Annotated in this window: 17 protein-coding genes; 11 read left to right on the top strand and 6 right to left on the bottom strand. The window is 62.5% G+C overall.

The genetic code is table 11. The features are described from left to right. Positions 1-11: 11 nt before the first annotated feature. Positions 12-248, bottom strand: coding sequence for a hypothetical protein (locus LPW29_RS09505; RefSeq protein WP_238627794.1), 237 nt, complete (start codon positions 246-248; stop codon positions 12-14). A gap of 210 nt (positions 249-458) precedes the next feature. On the opposite strand from LPW29_RS09505, the gene LPW29_RS09500 reads away from it, so the two are divergent. Further along, complete coding sequence (locus tag LPW29_RS09500) at positions 459-1,139, top strand: hypothetical protein (protein ID WP_238627793.1); 681 nt, start codon at positions 459-461, stop codon at positions 1,137-1,139. After that, on the top strand, positions 1,136-1,597 hold the full coding sequence (locus LPW29_RS09495) for a YcgN family cysteine cluster protein (protein WP_338018688.1): 462 nt from the start codon (positions 1,136-1,138) through the stop codon (positions 1,595-1,597). Before LPW29_RS09500 ends, LPW29_RS09495 begins: the two co-directional genes overlap by 4 nt. Before the next feature lie 9 nt (positions 1,598-1,606). Here the strand turns inward: LPW29_RS09495 and LPW29_RS09490 are convergent, their stop codons facing one another. After that, positions 1,607-2,278 (bottom strand): glutathione S-transferase family protein, encoded by a 672-nt coding sequence (locus tag LPW29_RS09490; RefSeq protein WP_238627808.1) that lies wholly within the window; start codon positions 2,276-2,278, stop codon positions 1,607-1,609. 49 nt (positions 2,279-2,327) lie between these two features. On the opposite strand from LPW29_RS09490, the gene LPW29_RS09485 reads away from it, so the two are divergent. Then, a complete protein-coding gene (locus LPW29_RS09485) occupies positions 2,328-2,720 on the top strand; it encodes an RNA-binding S4 domain-containing protein (protein ID WP_090253149.1) in 393 nt (130 codons plus the stop codon). A gap of 7 nt (positions 2,721-2,727) precedes the next feature. Beyond that, positions 2,728-3,141: an NUDIX domain-containing protein gene (locus LPW29_RS09480; protein ID WP_090253153.1), complete on the top strand. Its 414-nt coding sequence runs from the start codon at positions 2,728-2,730 to the stop codon at positions 3,139-3,141. Positions 3,142-3,198: 57 nt separating this feature from the next. Here LPW29_RS09480 and LPW29_RS09475 read toward each other — a convergent pair whose 3' ends face one another. Next, the gene (locus tag LPW29_RS09475) at positions 3,199-4,272 is read right to left on the bottom strand and encodes a class III poly(R)-hydroxyalkanoic acid synthase subunit PhaC (RefSeq protein ID WP_090253156.1); all 1,074 of its coding nucleotides are present in this window, start codon (positions 4,270-4,272) and stop codon (positions 3,199-3,201) included. A 14-nt stretch (positions 4,273-4,286) separates the two neighbouring features. After that, the gene (phaE, locus tag LPW29_RS09470) at positions 4,287-5,492 is read right to left on the bottom strand and encodes a class III poly(R)-hydroxyalkanoic acid synthase subunit PhaE (RefSeq protein ID WP_238627792.1); all 1,206 of its coding nucleotides are present in this window, start codon (positions 5,490-5,492) and stop codon (positions 4,287-4,289) included. Positions 5,493-5,813: 321 nt separating this feature from the next. Between phaE and LPW29_RS09465 the strand changes: the two genes are divergently transcribed. The 6 genes from LPW29_RS09465 to LPW29_RS09440 all read left to right on the top strand — a co-directional run bounded on the left by LPW29_RS09465 (position 5,814) and on the right by LPW29_RS09440 (position 11,223). Continuing rightward, positions 5,814-7,001, top strand: coding sequence for an acetyl-CoA C-acetyltransferase (locus tag LPW29_RS09465; RefSeq protein ID WP_090253161.1), 1,188 nt, complete (start codon positions 5,814-5,816; stop codon positions 6,999-7,001). 116 nt (positions 7,002-7,117) lie between these two features. After that, on the top strand, positions 7,118-7,672 hold the full coding sequence (gene phaR / locus LPW29_RS09460) for a polyhydroxyalkanoate synthesis repressor PhaR (protein ID WP_238627791.1): 555 nt from the start codon (positions 7,118-7,120) through the stop codon (positions 7,670-7,672). 134 nt (positions 7,673-7,806) lie between these two features. Continuing rightward, a complete protein-coding gene (locus LPW29_RS09455) occupies positions 7,807-8,175 on the top strand; it encodes a phasin family protein (RefSeq protein WP_238627790.1) in 369 nt (122 codons plus the stop codon). 56 nt (positions 8,176-8,231) lie between these two features. Continuing rightward, a complete protein-coding gene (gene phbB / locus LPW29_RS09450) occupies positions 8,232-8,978 on the top strand; it encodes an acetoacetyl-CoA reductase (RefSeq protein ID WP_090253166.1) in 747 nt (248 codons plus the stop codon). A 524-nt stretch (positions 8,979-9,502) separates the two neighbouring features. Further along, a complete protein-coding gene (locus tag LPW29_RS09445) occupies positions 9,503-10,804 on the top strand; it encodes a peptidoglycan DD-metalloendopeptidase family protein (RefSeq protein WP_370642801.1) in 1,302 nt (433 codons plus the stop codon). 131 nt (positions 10,805-10,935) lie between these two features. After that, a complete protein-coding gene (locus LPW29_RS09440) occupies positions 10,936-11,223 on the top strand; it encodes a hypothetical protein (RefSeq protein WP_090253171.1) in 288 nt (95 codons plus the stop codon). Between the two features lie 188 nt (positions 11,224-11,411). On the opposite strand, the gene LPW29_RS09435 is transcribed toward LPW29_RS09440, so the two are convergent. Both LPW29_RS09435 and LPW29_RS09430 read right to left on the bottom strand, forming a co-directional pair. After that, complete coding sequence (locus LPW29_RS09435) at positions 11,412-14,546, bottom strand: efflux RND transporter permease subunit (protein ID WP_238627788.1); 3,135 nt, start codon at positions 14,544-14,546, stop codon at positions 11,412-11,414. A 5-nt stretch (positions 14,547-14,551) separates the two neighbouring features. Next, positions 14,552-15,703 carry an efflux RND transporter periplasmic adaptor subunit gene (locus LPW29_RS09430; RefSeq protein WP_238627787.1) on the bottom strand — a complete coding sequence of 384 codons (1,152 nt, stop codon included), beginning with the start codon at positions 15,701-15,703 and terminating at the stop codon, positions 14,552-14,554. Between the two features lie 107 nt (positions 15,704-15,810). On the opposite strand from LPW29_RS09430, the gene LPW29_RS09425 reads away from it, so the two are divergent. Next, positions 15,811-16,446 (top strand): TetR family transcriptional regulator, encoded by a 636-nt coding sequence (locus tag LPW29_RS09425; RefSeq protein ID WP_238627786.1) that lies wholly within the window; start codon positions 15,811-15,813, stop codon positions 16,444-16,446. Positions 16,447-16,470: the final 24 nt, after the last annotated feature.

The following is a 16,470-nucleotide window of genomic DNA, read 5'->3' as shown; positions in this document are numbered from 1 at the left end:
CCACCTTTTGCCTAGACCTTCATATCAATCAATGTGCCAAGCATCTGGTTTTCCGTTTGCAGAACCTTGGCTGAAGCTTCCACTTGATTGGCATTCATGCGCTGCTCCACCAGCGGCTGCTCGATGCCGCGAGTGCCCTGGCCGCCCAGTGCGGCAGCACTGGCGATCTCGACCGCGTTACCGCGCAGACCCTGCATGCCAGCCTGAATGCCCGTCAGGGCGTAACTTGATGTGATTGAGACGGTCATGGCCTCCTCGTAAGAATGTCGCTTACTACCAAGTATAGAAGATACAGGGCGCCCATGCAGTCCGTCCGCCGGCAGGGCGGTGCCGTTGGAGCGTCACGTCTACCCGGGCGCCTGTTTCTATGACCTGGATAGATCCCCTGCGTTCCCTGTTTGGGGGTGATAACCTTGCGCTTACCGTTTTCTGTCTCCACTTTTCCAGTTGACCCCACCATGCTTAGAAAAACCCTGATTTTCCTGGTTCTGGCCATTCCTTTTTTTGGCCTGTCACTATTGTTGACGGGGCCACCGCCCCAGCCCCACGAGGATGAGTTGCCCTGGAATGTGGAGGTTCTGGAAGACGGCAAGTCGCGGGTGTTCGGTGTCACCCTGGAGCAGACACCGCTCCAGGTGTTGCGCGAGCGCCTGAAGCTGTTCCCGAGTCTGGCGCTGTTTGTTTCCCCCGACGGGGACCGGCGACTGGAGGCCTATTTTGGTTCGGTGAAGCTGGGGCCGTTCGAGACCAATCTGCTGGCGCGCCTCAAGGTGGATGAGGGCACCCTGGACGCCATGGCTGCGCGTTCCGTGAATGACAAGCCCATGCCCAGCGGTGCGCGTCGACTGACGCTCTCGGAGCAGGATACCCGCCGGGCCCTGGATCTGCCGGTGGCTGAGCTGTCCTATGTGCCACGTGCCCGGTATGACGAGGAGACCGTGCTGGAGCGCTTTGGTCGGGAGCCTCAGAAGCTGACCATGGATGACGGGCGCCAGTATTTCCTGTACCCCGAGTCTGGGGTGGCCATCCTGCTGACGCCCGGTGGACGGGATACCCTGCATTTTGTTTCGCCTCGGCATTTCGATGCCTTGCGGGCGCGCATCGAAGAGGGTGAATCCCTGCAAAGGCCCCTGCCGTGACCGACGGAACCCGGTCCAGGGCGGGGGCCCGTTTCTGGGAGGCACTGAGCCTGGAGGCGATGGACACACGGCAGTGGGAGGCCTTGTGTGATGGTTGTGGGCGCTGTTGTCTGCACAAGCTCCAGGACGAGGACACGGACGAGATCTACTACACGGATGTGGCCTGCCGCCTGCTGGATGGGCACTCGTGCCGTTGCGGAGATTATGATCATCGGGCCCGTGAGGTTCCCGATTGTGTCTCGCTCACGGCCAGGGAGGTGAAGCAGATCCCCTGGTTGCCGCGGACCTGCGCCTACCGGCTGCTGGCAGAGGGGCAACCCCTGCCCCAGTGGCATCCCCTGATCACCGGAGATCCTGACAGTGTGCATGCCGCCGGGATCTCGGTACGAGGGCGCATCGTGGACGAAGAGGCCATGACCGGTGATTGGGAAGATCACATCGTTGATTGGCCAGCCTGAGCCAATGGCTCAGGCGTTGCTGAAGCGTTTTGGCCCGTAGCCATCCTTTCCGCTCAGGTAGTGGCGCAGCCGCTGTGGGAAGTCGTCGGGTACCGAGCCGGTAACGGCATCCAGGCCGAGCAACTGATCGCCCCAGGCCTTGATGCGGGGGAACTCATCCTCATCGAACAGCGGGGTACTGGCATTCATCAGGCGGTAACGCATCAACAGCGGGGCAAAGGCGGCGTCCACCAGGGAGAAGTCCGCGCCGTTGAACCAGGGCCCCTGGCCCAGTTGCGCCTCGAGGCGGTGCAGTCCGGCGAGGGCCGAGGCCAGGTGGTCTTCCATGTCCTGCTCGGTCTCGGCCGTCATGATCCGGTACTGGTCAATGATGGCCGTGGAGCCAAACTCGATCCAGGCGCGGTTGAAGGCCAGGGTGAGGGGGTCGGCGGGTTTGAGGGTGGGTGGAGTGATGTCATCCACATACTCGTTGATCACGGCCGACTCGAATAAATGGGTGTTGCCATCCACTTCCAGCACCGGCACCTTGCCGGTAGGCGATACCCGCGAGAACCAGGCGGGTGGATTTTCCAGGTCGATGTACTCGATCTCATAAGGCGCCTTTTTGTACCGCAGGGTGATGACACTGCGTTGCACGAAGGGGCAAAGGTCGAAGCTGATGAGTTTCAGTGGCATGGGTATCAAGGATGTGGGCCTGGTGTGAGAGTCTAGCAGTCCGAAAGGGGGAACCATGAACGAACCCGCGACATCCGTGCGTCTGGATAAATGGCTCTGGGCCGCACGATTTTTCAAGACCCGTTCCCTGGCGGCCGAAGCGGTCAGTGGCGGACGGGTGCATGTGAACGGGGACCGCGTAAAACCCTCCCGGGGGGTGCGGGTGGGGGATCGGTTGCGGATCAACCGCTCGGGTGAGAGTTGGGTTGTGGATGTGCTGGGCCTCAATGACAAGCGTCGCCCGGCTGCCGAGGCTCGGGAATTGTATGAGGAAACCCCGGAGGGGCAGGCCGCCCGGGAGAAGGAAGCCGAGGCTCGGCGTCTGGCCCGCCTGGCCACGCCCCATACCGATCATCGCCCGGACCGCCGGGATCGTCGTCATATCCGCCGTTTCATCGGCAAGGATTGAAGTCCCCATGCCCAGACCCGTGACACCCCTGATTGCCGCCGATCTGATCATCCGTCGTCATGAAGACGAGGATGGCCGCATCCTATTGATCGAGCGTCTTCATCCACCCCATGGATGGGCCTTGCCCGGAGGCTTTGTGGATGTAGGGGAGACCGTGGAGCAGGCAGCCGTCCGCGAGGCGCTGGAAGAGACACGCCTTGAGGTCAGTCTGGAGGGATTGCTGGGGCTGTATTCGGATCCCGGGCGGGATCCCAGGGGGCATACGGTCAGTGCCGTCTATCTGGCCAGTGCCCGGGGTGAGCCCCAGGCAGCCGATGACGCAGCAGCCGTCAGGTGGGTGGACCCAGCGGCACCGGGGGTGCCGCTGGCCTTCGATCATGCTCGTATCCTGGCCGATTATCTGGACCAGCGAGCCTCCTGAGCGGTGGGTCGGTGGCATGGGCATGGCCCAAGCCACCGATCAAGGGCCTTTGCCTGCTTACTTCTCGGTGCGCTCGTTCACCCACTTGCCGATGGCTGGGGGCACCATCTTCTGGGCCTTGCCACTCACGTAGATGCCGATGTGGCCACCGGGGAAGGAGAGCTCGGTGTAGTCCTTGGTGCCCAGCTTCTTGCCCATGGCCTTGGAGGCGTCGGGTGGCACCAGGTGATCCTGCTCGGCAAAGATGTTCAGCACCGGCATGGTCACGTTGGACAGGTCCACCTCGTGATCGCCAATGTGCAGACCACCGTTCATCAGCTTGTTCTGCTGGTAGAAGTCCTTGATGAACTGTCGGTAGGTCTCGCCAGCCTGGTCGGGGCTGTCGAAAATCCACTTTTCCATGCGCAGGAAGTTGTCCAGCTTGTCCTTGTCCTGCAGCACTTCGACCATGTCCAGGTACTTCTGGCCCATGAGCTGATAGGGCTTGAGGTTGAGGAAGGTCCAGTTGAGCAGTTCACCCGGAATGTTCCCCATGGTATCCACCAGGGTATCCACGTCCACATGCTTGACCCAGTGGGAGAGGATGTTGTCCGGCGTATGGAAGTCCACCGGGGTCACCATGGTGATCAGGTTCTGCACCTTCTCCGGGTTCATGGCGCTGTAGCACAGGCTGAAGGTGCCCCCCTGGCAGATGCCCAGCAGGTTGACCTTGTCCACGCCATGGCGCCAGCGGATCTCGTCCACGCAACGGTCCACATAGCCGTTGATATAGTCGTCCATGGTCAGGAACCGGTCGGCGCGGTCGGGATAGCCCCAGTCGATCAGGTACACGTCCATGCCTGCGTCCAGCAGGCCTTGAACCGTGGAGCGGTTCTCCTGCAGATCGGTCATGTAGGGGCGGTTCACCAGCGCGTAGACAATCAGCACCGGCACGGGGTTCTGGACTGCCGAGGTGGAAGGCTGGAAGCGGTACAGGGTCAGCTTGTCCTCGCGATAGACGGCTTCCTTGGGCGTCACGCCACTGGGGATGTCGTCAGCGTCGGCCAGGTTCTGCAGGCCAGTGGTGAGTTTCTTCTGGAATGTGGAAATCTCATCCATCACCTGATCGGGGCGGATCTGAATCGGGATCATGTCCTGTCTCTCCTTCAGTTCTTGGGCTCGTCAGCCTTTTTGGCGGCGCCCGCATTCGGGGTCTTCGCGGCGGAGGATGCGTTGCTGGTGGTGTTGCTGGCGCTGCCTGCGCTGGAACCACCTGCACTGGTGCTGTCCGCCTTGGCCGAGGACTGCGTGCTGGCGGCCTTGTTCTGGGTGCCGGTGCTACCCGACTTGGGGGTGCTGGACCGGGTCGACGAGGTCTTGCGGCTGGGGGTGGCCTTGGCCTTTTCCTTTTTGTCTTCCTGCTGAAGTTCGCGCAGGGCCGCTTTGATCTGATGCATCTCGCGGCGGCTCTCCTGCAGGCGACGGTGCAGCGTATTCACTTCGCGGCGGGTGGGCATGTTGAGGCTTTCGGTCACCTCGTCCATGAGGCGGGTGCCCTGGCGCTTCACCGCCATCAGGCTGTTGACCATGTCGCCGTAAACCTTGGCATATTCCTCGGACATGACGAACTCGCCATAGACCTCCTCGGAGACATCCACCCACTCATCGTACAGGCCGCGCATGGAGGTGATGGGCGTGTCCTGGCGACCGGCGTCGTCGAGGCGAGCACGGAAGCGATCCACCGAGTCCAGACCCACCTTGGCGAATGCCTGCTGGTACTGTTGCATGGCCTGCTGGTACTCCATCATCAGCTTGGCCAGGTTCTGGTACTGCTCCTGCGATTCGCGGGTGTAGCCCACGCCCGGCACGGAGAGGAAGCGGTCCATTTGTTCCTGTACCACATCGCCGTAGGGCGGACGGGCCGCGGGGCGCAGGGCCTGCATGAAGTCGCCTGGCATGGGCATGAAACTGGAACCGGCGCGGCTCCAGGTGTCCATGGGCATCTGCCAGAAGGGGTTGATGCTCTTGCCAGGCATCTGGCCCAGACCCATGTTCTTGAAGGCGTTGGTCATCTGGTCCAGCCACTGGGTGACGGCCTGACCGGCATCCGCCTGGCCATTGGTGCCCTTGTAGAAGTTCTCCGCCATGGCGAAGTAGTTGCGGCCCATCTGCATCATCTGATCCATCATCTGATTGTTGCCGCCAGGCAGGCCCTGGGAGGCGGCCTGCCACCATTGATCGAGCCCCTGTGGCCAACTGGGCGCGTTGCTCTGGCCGCCCATCGCCTTGCGGCTCATGTCCAGCCAGGCGTCCCAGTACTTGCGCTGGGCATCCAGCCATTCATCGGGAGCAAAAGGGTTCGAATCAGCCATTCAGTCTTCTCCTGTGGATCCTGTCATCACCGGGAGGGCCCCGGTGGGTCGGGTTTGCGAGTGTATAAAGCCATTGCTCGGTTATTAAGCATAACGGCAAAAGCCAGGAACCCAACGCTTACCCGGCTTGATGGGTCAAGATTAGCATACTGGTTGTGCACTGCAACAATGCTGCGGGTATCCATCGTGGGTTCATTGGTCACGCGTGTCCTGGTTCTGGTATAAACAAGCTGTTGTGCACGACAACATTGTAGATGTTCACCCCGACGGTGTGTGTCGTGTGACGAATTTTTCGATAACGATTCCAAAGCAGGAGGATTTATGGCTGATTCCACGGTCATCGTCAGTGCCGGCCGCACCCCCGTCGGTACCTTCAACGGCTCACTGGCGAAGATTCCCGCTTCCACCCTGGGAGCCCTGGTCATCAAGGGGCTGCTGGAACGCTCGGGGATGTCCCCCGAACAGGTCGACGAAATCATCCTGGGGCAGGTGCTCCAGGCTGGCGTGGGCCAGAACGCCGCCCGCCAGGCGGCCGTGGAGGCAGGCATTCCCTATACCTCGCCAGCCATGACCATCAACAAGGTCTGCGGTAGCGGCCTCAAGTCGGTTCAGTTGGCCTGGCAGGCCATTCGCTGTGGTGATGCCGGTGTGGTGATCGCAGGCGGGCAGGAGAACATGAGCGCCGCGCCTCACGTGCTCCCCAACTCCCGTCAGGGCACCAAGATGGGTGACTGGAAGATGGTGGACACCATGATCCGCGACGGTCTGTGGTGCGCCTTCAATGACTATCACATGGGCACCACCGCCGAAAATGTGGCGACCGAGTTCAAGATCAGCCGCGAAGAGCAGGACGCCTTTGCCGCCCAGTCGCAACAGCGAGCCGAGGCGGCCCAGAAGGCCGGTCACTTCAAGGATGAGATCATTCCCGTGGAAGTGCCCGGTCGCAAGAAGGGCGAATTCACGGTTTTCGATACCGACGAATTCCCCCGGCATGGCACCACTGCAGAGGGTCTGGGCCGGTTGCGCTCCGCCTTCAGTCGTGACGGTACCGTGACCGCCGGCAATGCCTCCGGCATCAACGACGGCGCCGCAGCCGTGATCGTGATGCCCGAGTCCAGGGCGCGTGAACTGGGTCTGACCCCATTGGCACGCATCGTGTCGTTCTCTTCGGCGGGCGTGGATCCGGCCATCATGGGGACCGGCCCCATCCCGGCGGCCACCCAGTGTCTGGAAAAGGCTGGCTGGAAGCCCGGAGACCTGGACATGGTGGAGGCCAACGAGGCCTTTGCGGCCCAGGCCATCGCTGTGAACAAGTCCCTGGGTTGGGATCTGTCCAAGGTGAATGTCAGTGGTGGTGCCATTGCCATTGGCCACCCCATCGGCGCCTCGGGTGCCCGTGTGCTGGTCACCCTGTTGCATGGCATGAAGCGCACGGGGGCCCAGAAGGGGCTGGCAACCCTCTGCATCGGTGGTGGACAGGGCGTGGCGCTGGCGGTGGAGAGCGTCTGATCCGGCTCCTGCCGACAACATCACTACAAGGGCGCCTGGCCGCCACGACGGGCGGCACCTCCGGGGGCCGCCCGTTAATGTGTTTTGCAAAACCAATCTGTAGATGGGAGAAACGGGTGAACGAGCCGCGAATAGTCAAGAAGTACCCTAACCGGCGCCTGTACGATACGGAAGAGAGTCGTTATGTCACCCTGGCCGACGTGCAGCAGCTGGTGCGGCGCGGGGTCGAGGTGAAGGTGATTGATAGCCAGTCGGGCAACGACATCACCCGGGGCATCCTGATCCAGATCATCACGGAGCAGGAGACCGGAGGGGAGCCCCTGTTCACCACGGAGATGCTGGTCCGTTTCATTCGTTTTTACGACGAGGCCGTGCACGACGCCTTTTCCAACTACCTGGATCACAGTCTCAAGTTCTTCGCCGATCAGCAGCGAGAGTTCAACGAGCGGATGCGTGATGTCCTGGGTGGGCGGGCGGCCTGGGACATGGCTGAAATGACGCGCCGCAACCTGGAATTCTGGCAGGACATGCAGGGGCAGTTCTTCAAGGCAACCGTTTTCAACGGAGAGGAGGATTCGCCTTCTGGCAAGTCGTCCACCCAGAGCCACGGCAAGGAGATGCCGAGCGGCGACAAAGGGGGGAAGTCCCCGGGCTCGGATCGTAAGAAGTAGTTCTCAAAACGCGTGCTGGAGCCGGGGGTCGGGCTTGACGCGAGGGGGAAGTGAGGTTATACGTTGCACTGCAGCAATGCCGCGGTGCAGCAAAGGCGGCCCGCGTCCCTTTCAGCAAACAGGAGGCTTATCTCATGAATGAAATGTTCGAAACCTTCAGCAAGGCCAACCAGTCCGTGTTCGATACCCTGTGCAAGGTGAACGAGATCAATCAGAAGGCCATGGAAAAGCTGCTGTCCCAGCAACTGGACTTGACCACGGCCATGGTCGATGTGAGCATGAAGAACATTGAACTGGTCTCCAAGGCCAAGGGCTACCAGGAACTCCTGAGTGGCCAGGCCGATCTGGCTCGCGATTGCAGCCAGACCCTGATGACCAGCTACAAGCAGGGTCACGATGTCCTCAACGAGGCACGTGAGTCCATGACCAAGCTGATGGACGAGTCCGTGAAGTCCGCTGAAGAGACCGTCAAGCAGGCCACGAGCATCAAGAAGGCTGCCTGAGCACGGTGACCGTCAGCCTTGATGGCCATAACCCCAAAGCCTAGGAGCCTGAAATCGTGAGCAAACGAGTAGCGTTAGTGACCGGCGGTACCGGTGGTATCGGTGGCGAGATCTGCAAGAAGCTGGCCCAGCAGGGCCACAAGGTCGTGGCCAACTACCTGCCTGCCCTGAAGGACGAGGCGGAAGCCTGGCAGAAGCAGATGAAGGATGAAGGGTTCGAGATGGATATCGCCTCTGGCGACGTGTCCTCCTTCGAATCCTGTGCCGAGATGGTCAAGGATGTGGAGTCCCGCGTCGGCCCCATCGATATCCTGGTCAATTGTGCCGGTATCACCCGGGACAAGACTCTGCGCAAGATGGAAGAGAAGCAGTGGACGGACGTCATCAACATCAATCTGAACAGCGTCTTCAACACGACGCGTCAGGTGGTGGAAGGGATGACCTCCCGCGGCTTTGGCCGCATCGTCAACATCTCTTCCGTCAATGGTCAGAAGGGCCAGTTCGGTCAGGCCAACTACTCGGCCGCGAAGGCAGGCATGCACGGCTTTACCATGGCCGTGGCTCAGGAGACCGCTGCCAAGGGCGTGACCGTGAATACCGTGTCCCCCGGCTATACCGCCACGGCCATGACCGAAGCCATGCCCGAGGATGTGCGCAATGCCATCGTCGCGCAGGTTCCGGCGGGCCGCATGGGCAGCACCAAGGACATCGCCTTCGCGGTGGCCATGCTGTGTGACGAGGATGCTGGCTACATCACGGGTGCCAACCTCCCCGTGAACGGCGGTCTGTTCACGTCCTTCTAAGCCATTCCCGGTGGGCGCCCTGGGCGCTTGTCGGTCAGGCTGTTCCGCAACGGGCCCCTCTTCAGGGGCCCGTTGTCTGTGCGTCTTTGTTTCCTCCCTGACGCCTCTTTATCCGCAAATCATATTTCAAAAAAGTGAAAGTCGTCTGATAAAAAAGCATTGGTCCCGCTTGATTTGCTGATCATTATTCTCATGCACGCACCGATGGTGTTATTCTCCTGCGTGCTTTGGGGGTTTCCGGATGGCAGCCGCTCAGGGCAATCAATTCGACTGCTGGAAGTGGACCCCAGGCGGTTGATTCCAAGAACAATGGGGGCACCATGCCGTTTGCCAAATCGCGTCTGAAGGCGCCCAGCTTCAAGATCGTCATGGCCGCGGTGGCCGTTGGCCTCATCATCACCGGGATATATCCCAAGATCCTCTCCGGTTTTGGCATGGACGAGGGGGATTCCTCCGCGCGAATGGTCCAATCCCTGGCCCTGCCTGTGGAGGGTGCAGACGCCAGTGCGCACACTCAGGTGGCCATGGCGCGTTCTTCCCGGGGTCCGGCTGACCCGCCCGGGTCCTCCGGTTCCCTGGAAAACCCCGCCCTCGCCCAGCAGGCGGCCATGATCCAGGAGGATGATATCCGCACGGCGCTGGATGCACCGGAGAACCCCACCTCGTACGAGTCCTTTGAACTGGAAGACACCGAAGTTGCCCGCCCGGAATGGAATGAGTACACGCTCAGGCGCGGGGACCGGCTCTCCGCACTGTGGGCGAACGACTGGGATCTGCCCCGGGCCACCCTGTATCGACTACTGAATGACCGGGATAATGCGCGCGTCCTGAATCGGGTGCGCGATGGCCAGCGCGTAGAGTGGCAAACCGATGAAGAGGGTTACCTCACCCGCCTGCGCATATGGACATCCCGTACCGAGGGAACCGAGTGGCAGCGGGAGGAGGATGGCTGGGACTTCACCCGAAAGACAGTCGAAAACCAGGGCGAGATCAGTCATCTGGTGATCACCGCTCAGGTGGATGGCAGTATCTCCGCCGCGCTCGCCCAGCGACAGGAGCTCTCCGGGCGGGCCGCCGGCGCACTGGCCGTGTTGCTGGACCGACACCTGCCGGTGCGGGCGCGTGCCCGCACCGGCGACAGCTTCACCCTGCTGGTGGAACAGGAGACCCTGCCGGGTGAGGATGAGCCTTACCATCTGCGCTTGCTGGCCTTTGACTACCGGGGGGAGCACTTGAGCGCCACCGCCGCCCGGCATGCCAATGGCCGCTTCTACACCCCGGATGGCGAGGGTCTGTTGCCGCCGTTTGATCGGCGTCCCTTTGCGGGCCATTATCGCATCAGTTCTCCCTTCGATACCCGTCGGCGGCACCCGATCACGGGTCGGGTGGCACCCCACCACGGTACCGACTTCGCCATGCCCATCGGTACGCTCATCCAGGCCCCGGCAGACGGTCGTGTCACACGTGTTGACAGTCACCCCCTGGCAGGGCGTTTTTTGGTCATTGAGCACGGACAGGGGTACACCACCCGCTACCTGCACCTGAGCCGTGCATTGGTGCGTCCGGGGCAGACGGTGGAGCGTGGCGATCGCATTGCCCTCTCTGGCAATACCGGCCGGAGCACTGGCCCGCATCTGCATTATGAGTTGCACGTCAGCGGTCGCCCGGTGGACGCCATGCGCGCCGAACTGCCAGAAAGTGATTCACTGGCCGGGGAAGAACTCGAGCGTTTCAAGGAGATCAGCAGCGCCTTGCTGGCTGAGGTGAAGCAATCCGGTGAAACGCGCCGCGTGGCCATGTCTCCCTTCTCCGATATGGCGATGTAATCCGCGCGTGGGCGCTTGACACTCCTGCCTTGTCAATCCTATCGTCTCGACAGGGGGTTTCGCGGAGGGCGGAATGCTCCACCACCGCGGAGCCCCAGGGTTCAATTCAAACCTGACTGGAGGGACGCCGGATGAGTGAACGTGACGAGTGGATTCAGAAGATGCAGGCCAAGCTGGATGAATGGCAGGCCGAGATCGACAAGTTATCCGCCAAGGCCGAGCAGGCCGAGGCGGATGCCAAGATGAAGTACCAGGAACAGATCCAGGAGCTCAAGAAGCAGCAGGAAGAGGGCAAACAAAAAATGCGTGAGATGCAGGATGCCAGCGAGGATGCCTGGGATCGCATGCGGGAGGGCATGGAGTCGGCCTGGGAGAGCATGAGTCAGGCCTTCAAGGATGCGATGAACCGCTTCAAGTAAGAGGATTTTCTCACCCTCCCCCCCTCACCCCAGCCCCTCTCCCGCCAGCGGGAGAGGGGTTGAACGACTCCGCCCCTGAATCCAGATACGGCCTCTCCCTTCCCCCCTTGGGCTAGATACGGTCTCTCCCTTCTCCCCTTGGGGGAAAAGGGTCGGGGATGAGGGGACGGCGGGCACTGCGCCCACCATCAGCTCGCTTCACCCCGCTTGCGATCCCGCCGTTCCTCGCGCCAGGTGGCAGCATCGTTCAGCAGCTTGTAGAACAAAGGTACGAACAGCAAGGCCAGGGTGCTGGCGCCGATCATGCCACCCACGGCTACGGTGCCAATCTCCTGACGGCTTGCCGCGCCGGCCCCAGTGGCAAACATCAATGGCAGGGTGCCGATGATGAAGGTCAGGGCGGTCATCATGATGGCCCGGAAACGTTGTCGGGCCGCGGCCAGCGCCGCTTCGGTGGAGTTCAGTCCCTCGGATCGGTTCTGGGCTGCGAATTCCACGATCAGGATGGCGTTCTTGGCGGCCAGGCCAATGAGTACCAGCAGGCCCACCTGGAAGTAGATGTCGTTGGGGAAATCCCGAATCAGGGCGAACAGCGCCGCTCCCAGCACCCCGAAAGGCACGGCCGAGATCACTGCCAGGGGCAGGGTCCAGCGCTCGTACTGGGCGGCGAGGATCAGCACCACCATGAGCAGGCCCACGGTAAAGGCCATCCCGCCGGCGCCCGAGGCGACTTCCAGCTGATAAGCCTCGCCGATCCAGCCCATCAGGGTGTTGGCTTCGTTGCTCATCTCCAGGGCAATCTGATCCAGGGCCTCCTTGGCCTCCCCGGTGGTAAAGCCTGGGGCCGGGTCGGCCATGATGCGCGCGGCGGGGAACAGGTTGAAGCGGTTGATGATGTCGGCACCGGATTCCCGCTCCATCGTGACCAGGGAGCTGATGGGCACCATGTCACCAGAGTGGGAACGCACGAACACGTGGCGCAGGTCGTCCGGATGGCTGCGGAACTCTCCTTCGGATTGCAGGTTCACTTGCCACAGCCGCCCCTGGCGGGTGAAGTCATTCACGTACATGGAGCCGAATGTAGCCTGCATGGTGTTGAAGACAGCATTGATGGGCACGCCGGCCGCCATGGACTTCTCCCGGTCCACCTCTGCCCGATAGCGAGGGATGCGGGTGTCCAGGGTGGTGCGCACATTCATCAGTTCGGGACGTTCACTCGCCTTTTGCACGATGCGCTGGAGCAGGTCGTCCATCTCCCGAGCCGACAGGTCATCGCGAACCTGCAGGAAACCCTCCACGCCGCCTGTAAGCGACAGCCCCGGGATGGGCGGTGGCACGAAGGCAAACACATTGGCGTCCTGATGGCCAAAGCCCATGCCCATGGCCTGCTGGGCCAGGGCTGAGGCGTGTTGGTCAACCTGGCGTCGTTCGGACCAGTCGGTGAGGTTCATGAAGCCCACCATCGCGTTGGTGCGCAGAGAACCGGCCATGATGTCAAAGCCGGCGAAGGCCGTGAACATGTCCACATCATCCAGGGAGGTGAGTTGCGCGGAGAATTCGTCACGGAACCGTTCCGTGCGCGACAGGGCCGAGGTGGGAGGGAGTTGCGCCACCACCAGGGCAAAGCCCTGGTCCTCCTGAGGCACCAGGCCCGAAGGTAGGCGATCCATCATGAGGGCCGCCGCGCCCACGAACAGGGCAAACAGTCCGACGCCCAGAATGCGGTTGCGCAGCAGGAAGCCCACGGTCCAGACGAAGGCCTGAGTCACGCGTTCAAAGCCCCGGTTGAATAGTTCGAAGGGTTTGGCGACACGATGGGCCTGTTTGTCCAGGAGCAGGGCACACATGGCCGGCGTCAGAGTGAGGGCCACGATACCCGACACCACCACAGACACGGCAATGGTCACCGCAAACTGCCGGTAGAGTTCGCCGGAGAGGCCTCCGAGGAAGGCCACCGGGGCAAACACGGCCACCAGCACCAGGGTGGAGGACACCACGGCGCCGGCCACCTGTTGCATGGTTTCGATGGAGGCCTCCCGGGCGCGCAGGCCTTTTTCACGCATGAGGCGTTCCACGTTCTCCATGACGATGATGGCGTTGTCCACCACGATGCCGATGGCCAGTACCAGGCCGAACAGGGTGAGCAGGTTGATGGAAAAGCCCAGGGCCAGCATGCCGGCGAAGGTGCCGATGAGCGACACCGGGATGGCCGCCACCGGGATCAGGGTGGCCCGCAGGTGCTGCAGGAACAGGAAGGTGACCGCCACCACCAGGACGATGGCGACGAACAGGGTGACGAACACCTCGCGGATGGAGACATCCACGAACTCGGTGGTGTCATAGGGGATGACGTATTCCATGCCCTCGGGGAAACGCCCGGACATCTCTTCAAAGGCCTCGCGTACCCGGTCAGCGGCATCCAGGGAGTTGGCCCCCGGCGCCTGGTAGATCCCGATGGGCACGCCGGGCTCACCGTTCATGGTGGCTGAGAAGGCGTAGTTCTGAGCTCCCAGATCCACGCGAGCCACGTCCTTCAGTCGCAGGGTGCCGCCACTGTCGTCGGCCCGCAGGATGATGTTCTCGAACCCTTCCACGTCAGCCAGCATGCCGCGGGTGGTGACCGTGAGGGTGAAGGCCTGCCCGTCAGGTGCCGGTTCAGCACCCATCCTGCCGGCGGCAAACTGGGCGTTCTGCTCGCGGATGGCGCTGGCTACATCGGCGGGAGTGAGATCGTACTGGGCCAGGGCGTCTGGTCGCAGCCACACGCGCATGGAGTAGTCCTGGGCTCCGAACAGGGAGGCATCGCCCACGCCCGGCAGGCGAACCAGTTCATCGATCACGTTGAGCAGGGCATAGTTGCTCAGGGTGATGGTGTCATGACTGCCATCGGGAGAGCGCAGCACGGCGACCATGAGGATGTTGGTGGAGCGGGCCTCCACGCGCACGCCCTGGTCGCGCACCTGCTGGGGCAGGCGGGGCAGGGCGGCCTGCACCCGGTTGTTGACGTTGATCTCTGCCTGGTCCGGATCCGTGCCCATGGCAAACGATACGGCGATCTGCAACGTGCCTGCGTCGGTACTGGTGGACTGCATGTAGATCATGTCGTCCACCCCATTGATCTCTTGCTCCAGCGGTGCCGCCACGGCATCCGCCAGCACGTCGGCGCTGGCGCCCGGATACTGGGCGCTGACGACGATCTCCGGCGGTACCACGTCCGGATACAGTTCCACCGGCAAGGCGCGTAGTCCGGCCAGGCCGGCGAAGACGATGATCAGGGAGATGACCGAGGAAAAGATTGGCCGGTCGATGAAGAAACGTAGCATTCGACTTACTCCCTCTGGCCTGCGGTGTTACCGGGATCCACGGTCATGCCATCATCCAGGGCCACATGGCCCCGGACCACCACCTTCTCGCCCGGCTTCAATCCATCCAGGATCACCCGGCGGCCCTCGTGAACCGGGCCCAGGGTCACGCTGCGCGCATGGGCCACGTTGTCGTTATCCACCACGAACACCTGTGGACCTTCCCGGCCTTCGCTGACCACGGACTCATCCACGACCACCACATCCTCCAGTTGCTCCAGTACCAGGCGCACTCGCAGGAACTGGCCGGGGACGATACGCCGGTCGGGGTTGGGGAAGACGGCCCGGGCGGTGACACTGCCGGTGCGGGGCTCGATGGTGGTGGAGGTGAAGTCCACGGTGCCGGTGTGTTCATAAGCGCTCCCGTCGCCCAGGCGCAGCGTGGCCTCATGGCGCAGGGGGTCACCGGCGGCGATACGGGCCTGGCGGGCCGCGCGCTGCACGGTGGCATCATCCTCCGGCAGGGCGAAGCGGATGTGCACCGGGTCATGCTGAGTGAGGATGGTGAGCAGGGTGCCTCGTTCCACCAGGCTGCCCTCCGGCAGCACCTCCAGCTCGGTGGCCCCGGTGATGGGCGCCGTAACCTGGGTATAGCCCAGGTTACGGCGGGCATCGTTCACGGCGGCGGCGGCCACGGCCATCTGTGCCTCGGCCAGCTCCCTGTCCGACAGGGCGCGATCCCGTTCCCGTTGGCTGACGGCATCGCGTGCATACAGGGATGAGATCCGGTCCCACTCCCGCTGGGCCTGATTCAGGGCGGCCTGGGCGTTGGCCCGTTGGGCCTGGGCGTGCTGCAGGGCAATCTCGTAGGGTTCCTCCTCGATGCGGAACAGGGCATCACCCTGTTCCACCGTCTGCCCTTCCACATACAGGCGCTCCTCCAGGATGCCATCGACCCGGGCCCGCACCTCCACCTCGCGGGAACCTCGGGCGCGACCGGCATATACGCCCTGAACCTGGAGAGAATCCACCTGAGCCGGTGCCAGGGTGACGGGTACCGGCGGGCGATCGCCTCCCTGCTGCGCGGCGGCCGGGGCCAGCATCAAGGCCAGGGCGGCGCACAGGGTTAGGGTTGCCAGGTGCCGGGATCGGGGGGGCGGGGTGCGTAACGGGGCCATATAAGAATGCCTCTGGAGGGACAGGCGGGGAGAGGGACGGGGAAGAATTTAACATACAAACATGCAGGTATAAACTGTTCGCCCGCTCTCGTGGCAGAATAGGCATTATGCGCAGAACCAAAGAACAGGCAGAACAAACCCGTCAAAATTTATTGGATGCCGCCGAGCAGGTATTTCTCAGCAAAGGGGTGTCGGGCACGACCCTGGCCAATATTGCCGCAGCGGCAGGCATGACCCGGGGGGCCATCTACTGGCACTTTCAGGACAAGGATGATCTCTACAACGCCATGGTGCGTCGGGTGGTCTTCCCCCTGGAGGTTGTCGACGCTGCCTACGCCCGGGACGTGGATCAGGACCCTGTGGCCGCGCTGGAAAGGGTCTGCCTCTCGGGTATCACCCATCTGCTGACGGACGCGCGTGCGCGACGCGTCTACACCATCGTGTTGCACCGGCAGGAGCGCTGCCCCGGGGAACCCCAGCCGGTAGGGGAGCTGGAAAAACGCCAGCAGGGCGAAGATCTGTTCCGTCATTGCCTTCAATCCGTGGAGAGCGCCGGGCGACTGCATCCCCTGCTGAGTGTCGATGCGGCGGTGGATGGCCTGATGGCCTTTTTCACGGGATTGATCTACCGCTGGTTGCTGGAACCGGGGAGCATGAATATGGCCGACCAGGCGCGGCCGTTGTTCCGGGTATTTCTGGAAGGAATGATCCGCCCGGTCCCTCAGTCTTGGCCCCAGTCCTGACCCCCAGGGACACGGGGCAATCCT

Origin of the sequence: Ectothiorhodospira sp. 9100 (assembly GCF_022227565.1) — a bacterium.
Classification (GTDB): domain Bacteria; phylum Pseudomonadota; class Gammaproteobacteria; order Ectothiorhodospirales; family Ectothiorhodospiraceae; genus Ectothiorhodospira; species Ectothiorhodospira marina.
This window is presented reverse-complemented; position numbering and strand designations above follow the sequence as displayed.